Raw genomic sequence first — 19,398 nt, 5'->3', positions numbered from 1 at the left:
TCTCCCTTAACGTCACGGCATCACTCTCAATCTTAGACCTGCGCAACGTAAAGGTTTGAGGCTTATTCGAAAAAGCTTTTGACTCGATCGAACCAGCGCTTGCTTTGTGGGTTATGTCGCTCGCCGCCAGCCGCTAACGATTGCTCAAATTGCTTAAGCAATGCCCGTTGTTCGTCGGTGAGTTTAACTGGGGTTTCAACTTGCACGTGCACGTAGAGGTCCCCCGCCACATTGGAACGCACACCTTTAATACCTTTACTGCGCAAGCGGAAAGTTTTCCCTGGCTGCGTGCCTTCCGGTACGTTAAAGCTCGCGCGCCCATGCAGAGTGGGCACTTCTATGTCCCCGCCCAGAGCCGCGGTGGTAAATGGCATCGGCATCTGGCAATGTAAATCGTCACCATCACGCTCGAAAACGGAATGTGGCTTGATATGAATTTCTACATATAAATCCCCCGGCGGACCACCATTTAGGCCAGGCTCGCCATTACCTGATGAGCGGATGCGCATGCCATCATTAATGCCGGCGGGGATATTGACGGCCAGGGTCTTATTTTTTTTGATTTTACCGGCACCGTGACAAGAGTTACATGGCTGTGCAATATAGTTACCGCTACCATGGCATTTTGGGCAGGCTTGCTGAACGCTGAAAAATCCTTGCGACATCCGCACAGCACCCGTGCCAGAACAACCTGGGCAAGTCTGTGGTTTCGTGCCGGCCGCGGCCCCCGAGCCACTGCAGGTCGTGCATGACTCCCAGGAGGGTACCCGAATTTGGGTTTCGTAGCCGCGGGCAGCCTGCTCAAGTGAAATTTCCATGCCATAACGCAAATCGGCGCCTCGATACACGCGCGAACCGCCGGCCTGACCACGTCCTTGGCCACCTCCAAAAATATCGCCAAAGATGTCGCCAAAGGCATCCGCAAAACCACCGAAACCTTGCTGCCCGCCACCCATATTGGGGTCAACGCCAGCATGACCGTATTGATCATAGGCTGCGCGTTTTTGCGGGTCGGAGAGCATTTCATAGGCCTCTTTGACCTCTTTAAAATGCGCTTCTGAGTCTTTATTATCTGGGTTACGGTCCGGGTGATGCTTCATCGCAAGCTTACGATATGCTTTCTTGATTTCGTCATCGCTTGCGTTTTTGGGGATCCCCAAAACGTCGTAGTAATTCCGTTTCGCCATATTGATTCAGGATTCGCTTAAATTTTTAGCGAACCGCTCCATGTCTACAAATAAGATTTGCCCGGCGAACCGAAAGGTTCACCAGGCATTGTTGATGCGGCTTTCAATTAAAGCACGCGCTCTTTCAGCAAGCTTTAGTCTTTCTTAACTTCCGTGAAATCAGCATCAACCACATCTTCTTTCGAGCCGCCGGCCTCTGCCTGAGCCGCGCCGGCTGACTCACCTGCCGCCTGATCTGCTTGCATATTGGCATACATTTTTTCACCCAGCTTTTGTGAAACTTGGGCGAGCGCTTCGATCTTTGCATCGAACTCCGCTTTATCCGCATCGCTACGCTTTAGCATCTCTTCAAGCGCTTTTAATGCGTCCTCAATGCTAGTCTTCTCGCTAGCATCAAGCTTATCGCCATGCTCAGCTAGCGCTTTCTTGGTGCTATGTGCTAAGGCATCGCCTTGATTGCGCGTATCGGCTAGCTCGCGCAGCTTCTGGTCTTCAACAGCATTGGCTTCAGCGTCTTTCACCATTTGTTCAATTTCAGCTTCAGACAACCCTGAGTTGGCTTTGATCGTGACCTTGTTTTCTTTGCCAGTTGCCTTATCCTTAGCCGACACATGCAAAATCCCATTGGCGTCAATATCGAAAGTCACTTCGATTTGCGGCAATCCACGCGGCGCAGGAGCAATTCCTTCAAGGTTAAATTCACCCAGCAATTTATTCACCGCAGCCATTTCACGCTCGCCCTGGAACACTTTGATTGTCACGGCGGGCTGATTGTCATCGGCCGTTGAGAACACTTGTGAATATTTCGTAGGGATCGTGGTGTTCTTTTTAATCATCTTGGTCATCACGCCGCCCAGCGTTTCAATCCCAAGCGATAATGGCGTCACGTCGAGCAATAGCACATCGGTACGGTCCCCCGACAGCACTTGGCCCTGAATCGCGGCGCCCACAGCTACAGCTTCATCTGGATTGACGTCACGGCGAGGCTCTCTACCGAAAAATTCTTTGACCTTCTCTTGCACTTTTGGCATACGCGTCATGCCGCCAACCAAAATAACGTCGTGAATCTCGCTCGCTTTCACGCCCGCATCTTTGATCGCGGTACGGCATGGCTCGATCGTGCGTGTGATTAACTCCTCAACCAGCGCCTCAAGTTTGGCACGCGTAATCTTCATGTTCAGATGCTTAGGCCCGCTTGCATCCGCCGTAACATAGGGCAGGTTAATTTCGGTTTGTTGCAAACTCGAAAGCTCGATTTTGGCTTTTTCAGCAGCTTCTTTTAGGCGTTGCAACGCCAGCACATCTTTCGATAGATCAACGCCCTGCTCTTTTTTAAACTCGCCGATAATGTAGTCAATAATGCGCTGATCAAAGTCCTCGCCACCCAGGAAAGTATCGCCGTTGGTCGACAGGACTTCAAATTGCATTTCGCCATCAACATCGGCTATTTCGATGATCGATACGTCAAAGGTGCCGCCACCTAAGTCATAAACGGCGATTTTACGATCGCCTTTTTCTTTTTTGTCCAACCCAAAAGCAAGCGCTGCCGCAGTAGGCTCGTTGATGATGCGCTTGACTTCAAGTCCAGCAATCCGGCCTGCGTCTTTGGTTGCCTGGCGCTGACTGTCATTAAAGTAAGCAGGTACGGTGATAACCGCCTCGGTGACCGGCTCGCCTAGATAGTCTTCCGCCGTTTTTTTCATTTTGCGCAGGATTTCAGCCGAAATTTGTGGTGGCGCAAGTTTTTCGCCACGCACGTCAACCCAGGCATCATTATTATCTGCTTTAATGATTTTATATGGCATTAAGCCAATGTCTTTTTGCACTTCTTTTTCTTCAAAACGCCGCCCGATCAGGCGCTTAACTGCGTAAATCGTATTACGTGGATTGGTCACGGCTTGCCGCTTAGCCGGCGCACCGACAAAAATCTCACCATCTTCCATATAAGCGACGATAGAAGGCGTGGTACGAGCGCCTTCTGAATTTTCAATCACTTTGACCTGATTGCCTTCCATCACTGAGACGCAAGAGTTGGTGGTGCCGAGGTCAATGCCGATAACTTTACCCATTTTATTCTCCTAATCTTTTAAAGCTTTGTAAGCGTATTACTTACCTGTTTATTCAAACTAAATTGAAAATAAGTACGATATGCTTATTTTCAAGGTGTATTTTTACGCAAGGCCAGCATGAGGCACAGGCGTTGGCGTAGAGTTCTTAAGCTCGCAGACAGTCACGAGCGCCGGGCGCAGGACACGCTCAGCAATCAGATAGCCTTTTTGCAAAACGGTAACGACCGTATTGGGTTCCTGCTCAGCACTGACCATTGAAATAGCTTGATGCAGATGCGGATCGAATTTCTCGCCAAGCGCTGGATTAATCGCCACGACACGTCCTTTTTCAAGCGCGTTATTAAACTGGCGCAGAGTCAGTTCAATCCCTTCGCGCACTTTGGCGATATCGCTTGAAGAATCGGTCAGAGCGGCTTCAAAACTGTCCAACACAGGCAAAAGATGCTCAGCGAAACGCTCTATTGCGAATTTATGTGCTTTTTCAACATCCTCTTGGGCGCGGCGGCGCATATTTTCGGTTTCAGCCTTTGCACGCAGGTAATTTCCCTCGAGTTCGGCGATTTTTTCCAGCGCCTTGACAAGCGCCGGCTCAATCAGCGGGGTACTTTCTTGCGGTATGGCCTCAGTCTTTGGCGCATCATGTGGCTGAATCGTTTGGTCAGGCTGCTTTTCTTCCATATTTAATCTGCTTATCCAATTTAAAAGAATAATTTTACACAACGCACGTATCCCGTTAAAGGAAGTTTTACGGGATACAACTTTTATAAGAACTTATATTTAGGGCCAAACCCTTTATTTCAAGAGGGGGCCCGACGAATTTTGAGCCACCCAACCTTGCAGGTGCACTCTGACCAATTCTGCTAGGCTAGCGATAAACGACGGCGCAGCATTCAGACATTGAATGTAATGATATTCCTCGCCTCCCGCCTGCAGAAAAATATCGCGCCCTTCCATGCCGATTTCTTCGAGCGTTTCTAAACAATCTGCCAGAAAGCCAGGACAAAATACATCAACCCGCTTTACCCCTGCCGCCCCTAACTCCTTGAGTACTAATGCAGTATCAGGCTTGAGCCAGGCGGCGCGACCAAAGCGTGATTGAAACGTTAACAGCGATTCAGTTTCAGATAAATTCAATGCTTGCGCTAACAAGGTTGCGGTTAGCTGACAGTGTATATAGTATGGATCACCTAAATCGATGATGCGCTTAGGCACTCCATGAAAGCTCAGCAGCAAGCGGCCTCCTAAGGCAAAATCTGGCTTGCCATGCACCGCCCAATGAGCGCGTACCTGTGCCGCAAGTGCCGCAATATAAGGCGGAAAATCCGCATAGTGCCGAATCGTTCGCAACTCTGGCTGGTTGCGCATATGCTGCAAAGCAGTAAACGCGCGATCAAAAGAGGAGGCGGTAGTGGCTGCGCAATATTGTGGATACATCGGCACCAATAAGATACGCTCGATCCCTGCGCGCTTTAATTGGGTCAGCATAGCAGGGATATTGCGCGCGCCATAGCGCATCGCGTATTCCACGCTAACCTCGTCACCCGGCGCTTTAAGGTGCTGTTGCAATGCTTTAGCCTGTTGCTCGGTATAGACCCGCAAAGGCGAGCCTTCCGGCAACCATATTGACGCATATTTAGCCGCCACTGGGCGCCCGCGCAAGGGCAATATAAACAAGCGCAAAATCCATTGCCAGATCAATGCTGGAATTTCAATCACACGCGGATCAGATAAAAATTCGGCCAAATAACGCCTAACGGCGCGTGGCGTTGGCGCATCCGGTGTACCAAGGTTAATCAACAATACCGCAACACGCGATGAATGACTTGGGCGGGCCTGTGGTTCAAGCTCAAAATGCATCGGGACAGACCATAAGAAATAAAGAAATGAACAAGATCAGCGATGATTTTTTGAAAAACCGAGACTATCGCAAGATTTTTATATATAGCCTATTTTTTTATTTACACTTCGCATAAAGTGGTTTATATTTACACCCAACAGTATAAATTATGGCTTGCTCCAAATAAAGTACTGAGTGTGTGTACGCATACGCATCAGTAAAAGCAATGCCAATAAATCATTAGGCTCAATATGCTACCTATGTTAAATTTGAAAAAACTGAGGGAATACGTCATGGCTATCGCTTTATTTGACACACTAAAATTTGCTAAACGCCTGAAAGAAGCAGGCGTTTCAAGCGCTCACGCAGAAGCTGAGGCAGAAGTCTTATCAGAGATATTTGCCGTCAACTTCCAAGAGCTGCCCACCAAACAAGACTTGCAAGCTGTTAAAGAAGAGTTACAGCATGAAATAAAAGGGGTGCGTGAAGAGTTACGCGTTGAAATAAAAGACCTGAGAAAAGATATCTCTGGTTTCCGCACCGAGGTGGATTCCAAGCTGGAAAAACTCGAACTGCGCTTAACCATTAAACTTACATTCATTATGGCGGCTCTGCTTGGCGCTGCGGCAGCACTGAGCAAATTTTTCAGTTAATCAAGGCCACCAAAGCTCACGATTAACGTTAACGTTAACCTGAGCCAGGCTATGGCTGTCATATTTGGGTTAACGCTGGCTCAGTGCTTGCGATAGCAATTTTGCGGTGATATCAACAATCGGAATCACACGTTGATACGCCATGCGCGTCGGACCAATGACGCCGAGTGTGCCCACAATTTTGCCATCGACTTCATAGGATGAGGTGACAACGCTCATTTGCTCAATCGGTACGAGCGTTGATTCACCGCCGATAAAAATTTGCACGCCTTGCGCATGGCTAGAGACATCAAGCAATTGTAACAAACCGGTTTTCTGGTCAAATATATCAAATAGCTTGCGCAAGCGGTCCATATCGGATGATAAATCCGCGACCTCAAGTAAATTCCGTTCGCCAGAAATCAATACGGCTTCGCCCGAATCGGAAACCTCGGTACTTGCGACAATCGCGGCTTGCATTAAATGAGTCATATTGCCACGCAGTGCTTCGATTTCTTCACGTAAGCGTTGGCGGACTTCATTAAAGCTTAAACCCGCATAATTCGCATTAATATAATTTGATGCCTCGATCAGCTGCGCAGGCGAATATTCCTTTTGCGTCGCCATAATGCGGTTTTGTACATCGCCTTCAGGGGTCACAATAATCAGCAGGATGCGTTTTTCCGAAAGCCGCATAAACTCGATCTGCTTAAATATATGGCTGCGGCGCGGCGTCAAGACAACCCCGGCAAATTGCGACAAACTCGATAGCACACTGGCCGCAGCCGCCACCAGCTTGGCCGGCTCACCCGGCTGCAGCCGGGTGCGGACCGTACTTTCAACTTGAGCATCGTCCGTAAGCGGCTGAGCTACCAGCATCGTATCGACGAAGAGCCGGTAGGCGCGTGGCGTAGGGATGCGTCCTGCCGAGGTATGTGGACTCACGATAAGCCCACATTCCTCAAGGTCAGACATGACATTACGGATCGTCGCAGGACTCAGCTCAAGGCCAGAATACTTAGAAAGTGTGCGCGAACCCACCGGCTGACCTTCGGCAATATACCGTTCAATCAGGGTTTTCAGCAAAATCTTGGCGCGTGGGTCTAACATAGCATCAAATTGTAGCGCAATCGTTACAGTAACAGCGTATTTACCATCCGTTTTTGGCCCAGTTGAGCGAAATAAGATGAACTGATTAAAAAGCAGTGTTGCCTATTCGGGCAAACATGCTATGTTTCCTTTCCGTGCCATTCGTAACTTTATCTCAGAATTTCGCGCCGTTTTTTCAATCACGGTGTAAAACTATGCAAAACAACGCTCCTTTTAAAACGATCGCTCTTATCGGCCGCACCGATGCTCTACGTATTGGAGAGTTATTGGCGATCCTCGCTAACCGCATTCAACAAGATGGTTTTGAAATTGTTTTCGAGGCGAACACGGCTCAGGTGATTGATTTAGCCGCTTATGGTTTAAGCAACTGCCCGATCCTTACCCTGGCTGAAATAGGTGGCCGCGCTGATGTGGCTATTGTACTAGGCGGTGATGGCACGATGCTGGCCATTAGCCGCCAACTGGCGCCTTACGGTACGCCATTGATTGGCATTAATCACGGGCGACTTGGCTTTATCACCGATATTTCAATTAGCGAAATGCAACAGGCGGTCCCGGCCATGCTGGCAGGCAATTTTGAACGGGAAGAACGCGCCTTGCTTGAAGCGCGCATCATGCGCGCTGGCGCGCCGATTTACCATGCCCTTGCTTTCAACGATGTGGTGGTCAACCGGAGCGGCTTTTCCGGCATGGTCGAATTACGGGTTCAGGTGAATGGTTGTTTCATGTATGAGCAACGTTCCGATGGCCTGATTGTCGCTACCCCAACCGGCTCAACGGCCTATGCCTTATCATCGCAAGGGCCGATTTTACACCCTCAACTAGGAGGGATCGTACTCGTACCCATCGCTCCTCACGCATTGTCAAACCGGCCAATTGTCTTGCCCGATGATTCAGAGATTGCGATTCAGATCACGAGTGGGCGCGATGTTAACGTGAATTTCGATATGCAATCATTCACCGCCTTGGAATTGGAAGATACCATCGAAGTACGCCGCTCAAATCATACTGTGCCTTTTTTGCATCCGCTGAGTTATAGCTATTATGCAACGCTGCGCAAAAAATTGCATTGGAGCGAGCCACCATCGTATGGCTCCCAGCTTGAATTTAATTGAACTGCCGACCAAATGATCGAGTTCAAGGTAACGGCAAGCTAGCTGCAAATTAGGTTTTACGCTACCCTAAAATTTCTTGCTGATTTTTATGTGTTTTTTATTTGTCCGAACTTAAGATGCTACGCCATTTGTCGATTCGCGATTTCGTTATCGTTACCACGCTTGAACTTGAGTTTGAACCTGGATTCACAGTGTTTTCTGGTGAAACAGGCGCCGGCAAATCGATTTTGATTGATGCGCTGGCCTTGACCCTCGGCGCCCGCGCAGATGCGACCATTGTGCGCATAGGCCAAGCGCGCGCAGAGATTACTGCTGAATTCACTTTATCAGATCATGCCCGTCACTGGCTCGCTGAGCAAGCGCTCGATGATACCGAGCATGATAGTGTGCTGTTACGCCGACTGATTGACGCCAGTGGCCGGTCACGCGCTTTTATCAACGGCACGCCAGCTACGCTCACGCAACTGCGTGAAATCGGCGAAATGCTGGTTGATCTGCATGGCCAACACGCCCATCAATTATTAATGCGCCCACAGGCACAACGCTCTTTATTTGATCTACATGCGGGTCTTACCCCGCTGGCTAATGAAACGGCGCAAGCATGGCGCAGTTGGCGCGACGCCATGAATGCAACGCAAACCGCAGCTGACGCAAACCGAGAGATGCAACTCGAGCGCGAGCAACTTATCTGGCAATTAGATGAATTTGACCAGTTGGCCCCTCAACTTGGCGAATGGGACGCGGTCAACGCAGAACACCGGCGCCTAACTCATGCGGCCAGCTTAATTCAAAGCGTGCAAAATGCGTTGGAAATATTATCTGAATCCGATCAGGCGATGCTGCCGCAACTTGGCGCACTGATTGCTCAGCTCCGCGCACAAGCACAAATTGATGACCAGCTGGCCGATGCGCTAGCGGCCTTGGAGCCGGCTGAAATCCAAATCAGCGAGGCCGTGCATACGTTAAATCATTATGCACAGCGACTCGAACTTGACCCCGCCCGGCTCACCCAGACTGAAACACGATTGAATGCATTGCATAGCAGTGCTCGTAAATTCCGCGTACCCCCTGAAGCATTGCCCGCCGAACATGCCGCGCGCCACGCCCGGCTAGCAGCACTGGATGCCGTCACCGATGCGGAGCGACTACATGCCGATGAAACATACGCTCGAACCCATTATGAGAAATTAGCGCAACAGTTATCGAAAGCGCGCGCGCAAGCCGCTCAAACGCTTAGCGCAGCAGTCACGGCAAGCATGCAAGATTTATCGATGGCGGGTGGACGCTTTGAAGTGGCACTCGTGCCACTGGCGCAGACTGCACCAGAAACCACACATCCATTAGGCAATGCTCACGGCTTCGAGCACATCGAATTCCGGGTCGCGAGTCATGCTAGCGTGCCACTACGACCGCTCGCAAAAGTTGCCTCAGGTGGAGAACTGGCACGTATTAGCTTGGCGCTTTCGGTTATCACCAGTACCGCTAACCCAACGCCAACGCTAATCTTCGATGAAGTCGATAGCGGCATTGGCGGCGCGGTTGCTGAGGTAGTTGGCCGCTTGCTGCACCAACTAGGGCAACAACGTCAGGTGTTATGCGTCACGCACTTACCGCAAGTGGCGGCGCGAGGTGATACGCATTTACGGGTGACCAAGCAAGCCACCTCCTCTGAGCAAGTCGTAAGCTTAGTGACTTCACTCGATCAACATAGCCGCGTCGAAGAAATTGCGAGGATGTTAGGCGGCATTGAAATCACTGCGACCACACGCCAACATGCGCAGGAGATGCTAGCCGTTTAGGTCATGTGGCCAGTACCGAGTTAGTTTATGCAGCGTTTTTAAACACGCGAGCCCAGAGCGCCAGCACTGCTTCACGCTGAGTTTGCGCCTGCTCGGCTGACACCCGCATATGCTGCTCAATGCCATCAAGTTGCAACCTATGCTGCCAGGCACGGTAGAAACGATAGGCATTGCCTACGGCGTCAGCCTCGCTGGCGGTGATCGCCGCGTAACCTGCAGCCGTGCGTAGCAAAGCAATATTACCTGCATTACGAATCAGCTCAGGGCATGACCCGGCGCAAAGCAGCACAAAATATTGCACAATAAATTCAATATCGACCATCCCGCCCCGATCATGTTTAAGATCGAAAAGTGGACTTGAATTCGGATGACCTTCCAAGACGCGGACACGCATCGCCACTATTTCCTGGGCCAGCGTGGTCGCGGCACGCGGTAAAGTCAGCACCTGCGTCCGAATGGCTTCAAACGCCGCGCCAATACGTGCATCGCCGGCACAATAGCGGGCTCGGGTTAGCGCTTGATGCTCCCACATCCAGGCAGCATTGGCGGCGCCCTCTTCACGCAATTGATAGCGGCGAAACGCATTCAGATCAGTCACCAGTAGCCCAGACGCGCCATCTGGCCGCAGCCGCAAATCAATATCAAACAACTGGCCGGCGCCCGTCGAACTCGTCAACCAGGTGATTAAACGCCGTGCAAAACTTAAATAAATTTCTGGCGCGGCCTCATCTGGGTCATCATATAGAAATATCAGATCCAAATCGGAACCATAAGCCAGTTCTTTGCCACCTAACTTGCCATAGGCAATCACCGCAAAACGCGGAATCGCGCAGTGACGGCGCGGCACTTGCTGCCAAACGGCCTCAAGCGTAACGTCTAACATCGCGTCTGCAAGCTCAGACAGTCGATCGCTGACGTGCTCAAGCGTCATATGTCCAGCCAGATCCAGTAAAAGAATGCGGAACAGTTCTGCATGATGCGCATGGCGCAGCAGGTCCATCTGCTGCTCAACCCCATCGGCTGCAGCCAGCCGCGCGGCCAGTGCAGCTTTAAAGGCGGGCCAATCGAACGCACTGACTAGCAGCTCATCATCGAGCAATTCATCTAGCAGCTGCGGATGGGAACATAAGTAATCCGCCGCCCAGCGCGAAGCGCCTAAGGTTGATAGCACGCGGACCAGGGCCGCTGGATATTCGGTTAATAATGCAAGGTAAGCGCCACGCCGATTAATGGTTTCGAGCAGATCAAGGAAACGCAATAGCGTTTCATCACGACGCTTTGCAGCAAGTTCATGTATAGAATGGAGCGCCCGCTCGATGAGTAAATCAAAACGCACGCGGCTTTTTTCGGGCAAGCTGGTATGACGCACGGAGCGCCAGACGGTCGTTAAACGCGACAAAACCTTAGCGGGTGCGTTAAAACCCAAGGCCACCACGTATTCGAGTAATTGAGGCGTATTTTCATCATCCAGCGCCTCACTCCAAACCAGCGCGGCAGCTTCTGCCGCCGCCATGGATTGTGCCGTAGCGTCTGCCGTTATTGCGCCAACGGTTTCTGCAACGCCTGTGATGGACGCCGGCATAGGGTGGGTGGCGCGATTCGCTGTACTACTAAGCCCATAATGGGTATCGTTTTTATCTGCAAAGATCTCGTTAAACTGCCGCTCAACGTTGGACAAATGCCCGTCTAATGTTTGCCTAAGCGCTGCATAGTGAGCAAATCCAAGCGAAGCGGCTAGCCGCACGCGCTCAGACTCAGCCACGGGCAGAACATGGGTTTGCGCATCATCGGCATACTGCAAACGATGCTCTAACTGCCGCAAGAAACCATAAGCCTCTGCCAGTTGGGTGGCCACCGCCGGCGCCAACAAGCCTTGCGATGCAGCATACGCTAAGGCTTGCAAGGTTGGGCGTACGCGAAAGCCTGCATCTTGGCCGCCTCGGATCAATTGAAAAACCTGCGCGCAAAATTCAATTTCTCGAATGCCTCCGCGCCCAAGCTTAATATCGTCGGCTTTATCGGGTCGCATAGAAGCACGGCGCATCGCTTCTCGCCGAATTTGCGCATGCAGCGCACGCACCGCATCAATCACCCCAAAATCAAGATAGCGCCGGTACACAAAGGGTTGGACCAGAGCCTCAAGCTGCGCGGCTAAGTGCTTAGCGGAGTCACTCTCCATCTCGCTCACTAACCGGCTTTTAATCCAAGCATAGCGTTCCCATTCGCGCCCTTGAACATAGAAGTATTCCTCTAGCATAGGCAGGCTGCATACCAGCGGCCCGGCTTCGCCGTTAGGCCGCAAACGCATATCCACGCGAAACACATAACCATCCGCGGTTAATTCAGACAGCGCGCCAATGAGTTTTTTGCCCAGCTTTGAAAAATATTCATGACTTGAGATGGGTGAGCGTTCACCGCCAGTTGTTTCACCTTCGTCGGCATAAACAAAAATTAAATCAACATCCGATGAGACATTGAGCTCATATCCACCTAGCTTGCCCATGCCCACCACACCAAGCGTTTGTGGTAGAGGGTCATGCGCACCATAGGGCGCGCCATACACTGTTTCCAATTCTGCATTCAGTACGGAGAGCGAGCATTGAATCGTTAGTTCGGCCAAATCGCTCATCGCGCCAGTCACCTCGGCCAGGTCAGCAGTGCCTGCAAGATCACGCTCCATCACCGTACAAAACACCTCCGTGCGCAGTTGCCGCAACGCGCTCTTGAGCTGCGCTTCAGAGGGGCGCGCCGCGCCCATTGGTAAGAGTGTAGCAAGCCGGTGCGCGATTGCTGTGCGTGACAACGGAGCAGCACTCCATCGCGTGACCAGCCCCACCAACTCAGGCTGGGCGTGCACTATGCGCTGGCTATAACGAGAGTACGTAGTGCTTCGCAAAATAGGGTGCATCGCTAGCGTAACCTAACAAAAAAATTGAAGTAAATGTAAGCTTCTAAATGGAATTAAAGAGAATACGGCCAAGCTTCAACGGCGGATCGTGTTACATTCACCCATACGCTGATTCCCTCAATTTTACTGTAATTTCATAGCCCTTTAGCCGCAGCATGCCCGCTCGCACACCCGCCTCTAAGCCAACACCCACTCCACGCGCAGCCAAGGGCAGAGTCCGTTTCTTTAAACCATGCTCATACGCCAAGCTCATGTTTGCCGTTTTCGCAGGGCTGGTACTGATCATCTTTTTCGGCATTGCAGCGGCGGCGCTCACGTTACGCTATGGCATTTTGCCAAAGCTTGACACCTTCAGACCCCGCCTTGAACAAGCTGCCTCGCACGCGCTTGGGATGCAAGTCTCGATCGGTCAACTGAGCGGACACTGGCAGGCACTGCATCCTCGTATTGAAATTTCTCAATTGCTGTTACGGGACGCCACCGGCCACGCCAACCTCATCATACCGCGCGCCAGTGCCACCCTATCATGGCGCTCTTTGCTCTGGTTCAAACCGATATTTGCGAGCCTAAATATTTACGCCCCAGAAATGACCGCACGGCGCACTGCCGATGGTCGGTTATCCATTGCAGGCATACCCGCTAAGATCCCGCTCACGGAGCGTCACAACAGCAAGCACACAGGGTTGGACTGGTTGCTCTTACAAAAAACCATCTCTCTACATAACAGTATGCTCCATTGGCAAGACGAAGCCCAACCAAACTTAGCCCTCACGCTAACCAGTGCGCAATTCACGCTATTTAACCATGGCGACCAGCAACGCACGCCACCAGATATATCGGTGCACATTCGCCAGTTGTCGGCTCGTCTGGAGCAAACATCGATCTTATCCGATGCGGCTCATAACGCGCCCGTCAATCTAATTGGGCGTTTCGACGGGCGTTATTGTTCGCCCCTGACAGGACGTGGTGAGCGCATTACCCTGCACGGCGATCTCGTCGATCTGCGTTTATTAGGTAAATTCGCTCAGCTATTACCCATCTCACCAACACTCATAAACCAGATCGCCCGCATCAAACCGCGCGGTGTACTGCGTGATTACGCCATAGAATGGGAGCAAACTCCGCCCGCCACTCACGCTGATGCCGCTATTGCCCGCTCAAATGAAGCGGGCAATACGCCGATTGCACACTACCGTTTTAAAGCGCAACTTGAAAATATTGGCGTCGCCGCACACACATCCGCTCTAGCCAACACCAACGCAGGCCAGTCACCTCCTGTTTTGTTTGGCTTTACTAATCTTTCCGGTTCAATTGATGCCAATGAGACCCGCGGCACACTGACACTGGCGTCAAAACAAACGTCAATCACTCTTAAGAGCATATTTGATGAGCCGACGCTCAATTTCGATACACTCACCGGCAAAATGCATTGGCAGTTTAAGCGTCTTGACTCAAGCACGCTCCTTCAAGTCCAGCTTCCTCATCTCAGTTTTGCCAACGCCGATGCCGCTGGCAGTGTGCATGCAGCTTGGTCAAACGATGCCTCCAAACAAGGTTATTTAAAGTTGTCGGCAAACTTTGAGCGCCTGCTAGTTGCCCGTGTGCCGCGCTATCTGCCCACCCACATTAACCCAAAACTGCGGGCCTACCTCAAACATGCACTGATTGGCGGAGTCTCACGCAAAGCGGTCATCGAGGTACAAGGAGCGCTTGAAGATTTTCCATTTGAAGACCCACAAAAACCCGGAGTTTTTTATGTTTTAGCGCCGTTTGAACATGGCCGCTTCGACCCTTCGTCTTATCCCGCAACAGACCCCAGCGCTAAAGCTATTACGCAATGGCCTGCGCTGGAGAGTATCCGTGGCCGTTTTGAGCTAGATCGCAGTCGACTGAAAGTGACCGCTGACGCTGCTCGCTATCGGAATGTCATGCTTAGCAAGATTAAAGCGGATATCAATAATATATCCACCCACACGGATAGCTTGATCATTAGTGGCCTAGCCAATGGACCGCTTGACGATATGCTGCACTACCTCAATGCCAGCCCAATTCCAGATTGGACTACCCACTTGACTGACCGGTTGCGCGCCAGTGGCAACGCTCAACTTAAGCTGCGTCTTGAGGTGCCGCGCGATGGCCGAGAGCATACAGGGGTTAAGGGGGCGTTGAATTTTGCCGATAACGGCTTAAACTGGGGATCTTTGCCACCGCTTACCGCTCTCACCGGCCAGCTTGATTTTACTGAACGCACGCTCACGCTGGTCAGACCTCAGGCGCAATGGCTAGGAGGCAGAATAAGCGGCACCGGCGGTGTCAAAGCAAGCGGTTTTACCGCCATCGTGCTCAATGGCCAACTATCCGCTCAAGCACTACAGAAGGTCTCGCATGACAGTCCACTCGCGGCGCTAGCGCGCCACCTAAATGGCACCGCAGACTATCAAATCAATATACAAGCCCCTAAACACGCCGCAGCGCAAATTACCGCAACCTCTGACTTAACCGGCTTAAGCCTTGGTTTGCCAGCGCCATTTGCCAAAGACTCCAATACGCCCATGCCACTTCGCTTGGCGCTGAAACCCGCCCGCCCCACTCAGGCGATTCACTCAGCCAGCGCCAGCCGCGCGCGCACATCCCAAATACCCAAGCCCTCTACGCTTTCCCAGCGCCGCCTTGAGCTGCAAATTGGCCCGCTGAGCGCAACTTATTTACTGCATAGCAATCAACAACCGGCGGTGGTCGACGGCCAAATCGCTATCGGCGAGCCTGTTTCGGCCAAAATTTGTCCAAAACAGCGCTTGCCAGCACGCTGTATCACCGCGACCGTGAATCTCGAACAACTCAATTTGGATGCGTGGCTGAGCACCATGAGCCCGCTTCTCACGTCTCCTGGTTTGTTGGCTACATCCAAGCCACTGAAAAATCACGCACAAGCCAATCTACTTACAACCTGGTCAGCTTGGCTACCGACCCATCTGCATGCTCAGATCAAAAAACTGACAGCAGCTAACCGACATTGGGAAAATCCTGAACTTAACGCAAATCGCACCGGCAGCGGCTGGCAAGCTCGCCTCGTTTCGCCTCAAGCTTTAGGCGACCTGAGCTGGCAGCCTTTTTTATCCGCTCCAAGCGGCACGCTACGGGCGCGCTTTAAATATTTCACCCTGCCCGCCTCAATGACAGCTCAAGAGCCTACGCTAACCAGCAAAAAGCTCGAAGATCAGGCCAACACGCTCCCTGCAATTGATTGGATCATTGACCAACTGACCGTACACGGCCATGCTCTGGGAAAAGTTGAAGTGGCGGCGCACAATACGACCGATGGCAACGGCACTCCAATTTGGCAACTCGACAAATTACACATTCTGAACCCCACCGCAACTTTAAACGCAACCGGCTACTGGAGCCTTCCACGCCACCAGCAGATCGCCCAACCCCCAACGCCGGGGGCACATAACAGCCCCCGCCAGACTGCCCTCGAGTTCAACCTCGCAATCAATAACGCAGGCGACCTATTAGACCACTTCGGGCTGCCACGCACATTGCGCAATGGCAGCGGCGCCTTGGTTGGCAAGGTGAGCTGGCAAGGCACGCCCATCGCCATTGATTACCCAAGCTTGAACAGTTCGTTGTCATTTAATTTACAGCGCGGACAAATTCTGCAAGTTGAGCCGGGCATTGGTAAATTGCTCGGGGTCTTGTCGTTGCAAAGCCTGGCGCGCTTTCTAATGCTAGATTTTCGTGGCATATTTGGCTCAGGCTTGACCTTTGACCAAATTCAGGGGACTGGAACAGTCAAAAATGGCATAGGCTACACCGATAATTTTGAGATCTTAAGCCCCAGCGCACGCATCACTATGAGCGGAAGTACCCACATTCCGCAAGAAACGCAGAATTTACTCGTTACCGTAGTACCATCGATTGACGCAGGCTCCGCCGCATTGGCTACTGCCGCCATTAATCCTTTACTCGGCTTTAGCAGCTATCTAGCGCAATTAGTCCTATCGGCCGCCATCTCACACAATTTCTCGCACCAATATGCCATTACCGGCTCATGGGCCAACCCGCAAATTGAACGAATTCCAAGCGAAGCGAGTAAAATTGATCTTCCAATCGAAGCGGCTCCTGCACAATGACTGCATGGTCGCTCTTAAATGACGTTTATGAATACTATTAAAGCCGGCTTTAACGCTCTCGCTATTGCCAAAGATACACTGCTGACTCCTTATGGACTTGACGAAGCACTGCTCGCGCGCATGCTCACCGACATTTTTACGCGCCGGGTTGACTATGCGGACGTGTACTTTCAAGCAACCCACAGCGAGTCATGGAGCCTTGAAGAAGGTATTGTCAAATCGGGCGCATTTAGCATTGACCAAGGTGTCGGCGTACGCGCGGTAGCCGGTGAGCGTACCGCTTTTGCGTACTCAGATGACTTGTCGTCAGCCGCACTCGAACAGGCAGTCGCCACCACGCATGCACTCGGCCAGCAAGGCGGGGGGCGCGCACGCGTTGGCGCAGTCAACTCGTTACATAGCGTCACAGGACGCGAACTTTATTTAGGCATTAACCCGCTCACTTCACTCAGCGCTCACGAAAAAATTGCCTTGCTTGAGCGCATTGAACAGATGGCGCGCAGCCGCGACTCACGCATTAAACAAGTGATGGCCAACCTAGCCGGTGAGTACGACGTAGTGCTTATCGCGCGTGGCGACGGTGCGCTGGCGGCTGATATACGGCCGCTCGTACGGGTTTCTGTCACCGTCATTGCCGAGCAGCATGGCCGTCGTGAAATCGGCACTGGTGGCGGTGGCGGCCGTTTCACTTATGATTATTTCAGCGATGCTGTGTTGGCCAGCTATGTTGATGAGGCGGTGCATGCAGCATTGGTCAATCTTGACGCCCGGCCGGCGCCTGCTGGTGTAATGAGCGTGATTTTAGGCCCAGGCTGGCCTGGCGTTTTATTGCACGAAGCCATTGGCCATGGCCTCGAAGGTGATTTCAATCGGAAGGGTGCGTCCGCCTTTGCCGGGCGTGTTGGCCAACAAATTGCCGCGAAAGGCGTCAGTGTGGTTGACGACGGCACCTTAGCCAATCGGCGCGGTTCGCTGAATATCGACGATGAAGGTAATCCAACCCAATGCACCACCTTGATTGAAAACGGCATCTTAACGGGCTATCTGCAAGATACCCTCAATGCCCAGTTAATGAAAATGCCCATCACCGGCAATGCCCGCCGTGAATCCTATGCGCACCTGCCGTTACCGCGTATGACCAATACGTATATGCTAAACGGCGATAAAGACCCGCAAGAAATCATTGCTTCCGTTAAAAATGGTTTATATGCGGTCAATTTTGGTGGTGGTCAGGTGGATATTACAAATGGCAAATTTGTTTTTTCAACTTCTGAAGCGTATCTGATTGAAAACGGCAAGATCACGTCGCCTGTCAAAGGCGCCACCTTGATTGGCAGTGGCCCTGAATCGCTTAAATATATCAGCATGATAGGCAATGATATGGCTCTTGATACCGGCATTGGCGTTTGCGGCAAAGAAGGGCAAAGTGTTCCAGTCGGGGTAGGCCAGCCAACCTTACGTATTGACCAGATGACGGTTGGCGGCACAGTTTAATCAAAATACTCACCGATTTGCAGGAGAATTTTATGTCCCCGCACAATACCGACGATGTCCGTATTCGCGAACTCAAAGAACTCGCGCCACCTGCGCAACTGATCCGAGAATTTCCATGTACAGAAGCAAACTCGAAGCTCATCTTCGATAGCCGGCAAGCGCTGCATCGTATTTTGCATGGCATGGAAGATCGGCTGATTGTAGTGATTGGCCCCTGCTCAATTCATGACTCACAAGCGGCAATTGAATATGCTCATAAACTCGTGGTTGAGCGCACGCGCTTAGCGAGCGAGCTGGAAATCGTGATGCGGGTCTATTTTGAAAAACCTCGTACCACAATTGGCTGGAAGGGCCTGATTAATGACCCTTACCTAGACAATAGTTTCAGGATCAATGACGGTCTACGCACGGCGCGCGAGTTACTGGTAAAAATTAACCAACTGGGCCTGCCGGCTGGGACTGAATATCTTGATTTGATTAGCCCGCAGTACTTGGCAGATCTCATTTCATGGGGGGCGATTGGGGCGCGTACCACAGAGTCTCAGGTGCACCGCGAACTGGCCTCTGGTCTTTCCTGCCCGGTGGGTTTCAAGAATGGCACGGACGGTAATATCAAAATCGCCGTCGATGCAGTTAAAGCCGCCTCGCGGCCTCATCATTTTCTATCGGTTACCAAAGGCGGCCAGTCAGCCATTGTTTCTACCACCGGCAACGAAGATTGTCACTTAATTTTGCGCGGCGGAAAAATGCCTAATTACGATGCAGCAAGCGTTGCTGCGACGGCAACGGAAATTGCCAAAGCCGGCCTTGCTGCGCGCGTCATGATCGACGCCAGTCATGCCAATAGTCGCAAACAATACGAAAACCAAATTCCGGTCTGTGCTGATATAGGCAAACAAATTGCTAACGGCGATGAGCGGATTGTTGGCATCATGATTGAATCGCACTTGCTTGAGGGCCGGCAAGATCTCGAAGGGGATGGGCCGCTAACTTACGGGCAAAGCATTACCGATGCTTGCATTAATTGGAGCGATAGCGTGACAGTACTAGAAGGCTTAGCGGAGGCGGTCAGACAACGGCGGATTGCGCGCAGCCGTAGCAATTAACCCATAGT

13 protein-coding genes are annotated in these 19,398 nt (G+C 51.7%); 6 read left to right on the top strand and 7 right to left on the bottom strand.

Going from position 1 to position 19,398, the window contains the following annotated elements; genetic code table 11:
- Positions 1-62 precede the first annotated feature (62 nt).
- The 4 genes from dnaJ to hemH form a co-directional block, all read right to left on the bottom strand.
- The gene (dnaJ, locus tag NQD60_RS00575; RefSeq protein WP_257100647.1) at positions 63-1,187 is read right to left on the bottom strand and encodes a molecular chaperone DnaJ; all 1,125 of its coding nucleotides are present in this window, start codon (positions 1,185-1,187) and stop codon (positions 63-65) included.
- 134 nt (positions 1,188-1,321) lie between these two features.
- Complete coding sequence (dnaK, locus tag NQD60_RS00570) at positions 1,322-3,256, bottom strand: molecular chaperone DnaK (protein WP_257100646.1); 1,935 nt, start codon at positions 3,254-3,256, stop codon at positions 1,322-1,324.
- A gap of 102 nt (positions 3,257-3,358) precedes the next feature.
- Positions 3,359-3,934, bottom strand: a complete 576-nt coding sequence (gene grpE / locus NQD60_RS00565; RefSeq protein WP_257100645.1) for a nucleotide exchange factor GrpE — start codon at positions 3,932-3,934, stop codon at positions 3,359-3,361.
- A 114-nt stretch (positions 3,935-4,048) separates the two neighbouring features.
- Positions 4,049-5,113: a ferrochelatase gene (hemH, locus tag NQD60_RS00560; protein WP_257100644.1), complete on the bottom strand. Its 1,065-nt coding sequence runs from the start codon at positions 5,111-5,113 to the stop codon at positions 4,049-4,051.
- Positions 5,114-5,386: 273 nt separating this feature from the next.
- On the opposite strand from hemH, the gene NQD60_RS00555 reads away from it, so the two are divergent.
- Positions 5,387-5,746: a CCDC90 family protein gene (locus NQD60_RS00555; protein WP_257100643.1), complete on the top strand. Its 360-nt coding sequence runs from the start codon at positions 5,387-5,389 to the stop codon at positions 5,744-5,746.
- A 69-nt stretch (positions 5,747-5,815) separates the two neighbouring features.
- Here NQD60_RS00555 and hrcA read toward each other — a convergent pair whose 3' ends face one another.
- Positions 5,816-6,835, bottom strand: coding sequence for a heat-inducible transcriptional repressor HrcA (gene hrcA / locus NQD60_RS00550; protein ID WP_223693048.1), 1,020 nt, complete (start codon positions 6,833-6,835; stop codon positions 5,816-5,818).
- 194 nt (positions 6,836-7,029) lie between these two features.
- Here hrcA and NQD60_RS00545 point away from each other — a divergent pair, with 194 nt between their 5' ends.
- Together NQD60_RS00545 and recN are read left to right on the top strand one after the other, a co-directional pair.
- The gene (locus NQD60_RS00545) at positions 7,030-7,950 is read left to right on the top strand and encodes an NAD kinase (RefSeq protein WP_257100642.1); all 921 of its coding nucleotides are present in this window, start codon (positions 7,030-7,032) and stop codon (positions 7,948-7,950) included.
- Positions 7,951-8,066: 116 nt separating this feature from the next.
- The gene (gene recN / locus NQD60_RS00540; protein WP_257101217.1) at positions 8,067-9,749 is read left to right on the top strand and encodes a DNA repair protein RecN; all 1,683 of its coding nucleotides are present in this window, start codon (positions 8,067-8,069) and stop codon (positions 9,747-9,749) included.
- Positions 9,750-9,774: 25 nt separating this feature from the next.
- Here recN and glnE read toward each other — a convergent pair whose 3' ends face one another.
- On the bottom strand, positions 9,775-12,657 hold the full coding sequence (glnE, locus tag NQD60_RS00535) for a bifunctional [glutamate--ammonia ligase]-adenylyl-L-tyrosine phosphorylase/[glutamate--ammonia-ligase] adenylyltransferase (protein ID WP_257100641.1): 2,883 nt from the start codon (positions 12,655-12,657) through the stop codon (positions 9,775-9,777).
- A 97-nt stretch (positions 12,658-12,754) separates the two neighbouring features.
- Entirely contained in the window at positions 12,755-12,910 is a 156-nt protein-coding gene (locus tag NQD60_RS00530; RefSeq protein ID WP_223693042.1) for a hypothetical protein, read from the bottom strand.
- Here NQD60_RS00530 and NQD60_RS00525 point away from each other — a divergent pair.
- From NQD60_RS00525 to aroG, 3 genes are read left to right on the top strand one after another with little or no spacing between them, the layout of a single operon-like run.
- Complete coding sequence (locus NQD60_RS00525; RefSeq protein ID WP_257100640.1) at positions 12,909-16,790, top strand: YhdP family protein; 3,882 nt, start codon at positions 12,909-12,911, stop codon at positions 16,788-16,790. The genes NQD60_RS00530 and NQD60_RS00525 overlap by 2 nt on opposite strands.
- 27 nt (positions 16,791-16,817) lie before the next feature.
- Positions 16,818-18,284: a metalloprotease TldD gene (gene tldD, locus NQD60_RS00520; RefSeq protein ID WP_257100639.1), complete on the top strand. Its 1,467-nt coding sequence runs from the start codon at positions 16,818-16,820 to the stop codon at positions 18,282-18,284.
- 32 nt (positions 18,285-18,316) lie between these two features.
- Positions 18,317-19,390 carry a 3-deoxy-7-phosphoheptulonate synthase AroG gene (gene aroG, locus NQD60_RS00515; RefSeq protein ID WP_257100638.1) on the top strand — a complete coding sequence of 358 codons (1,074 nt, stop codon included), beginning with the start codon at positions 18,317-18,319 and terminating at the stop codon, positions 19,388-19,390.
- Positions 19,391-19,398 lie beyond the last annotated feature (8 nt).

The sequence above is a fragment of the Mycoavidus sp. SF9855 genome (genome assembly GCF_024582735.1).
Lineage (GTDB): Bacteria > Pseudomonadota > Gammaproteobacteria > Burkholderiales > Burkholderiaceae > Mycoavidus.
The sequence above is the reverse complement of the archived record's forward strand: the minus strand, read 5'-3'. Positions and strand labels throughout refer to the sequence as shown.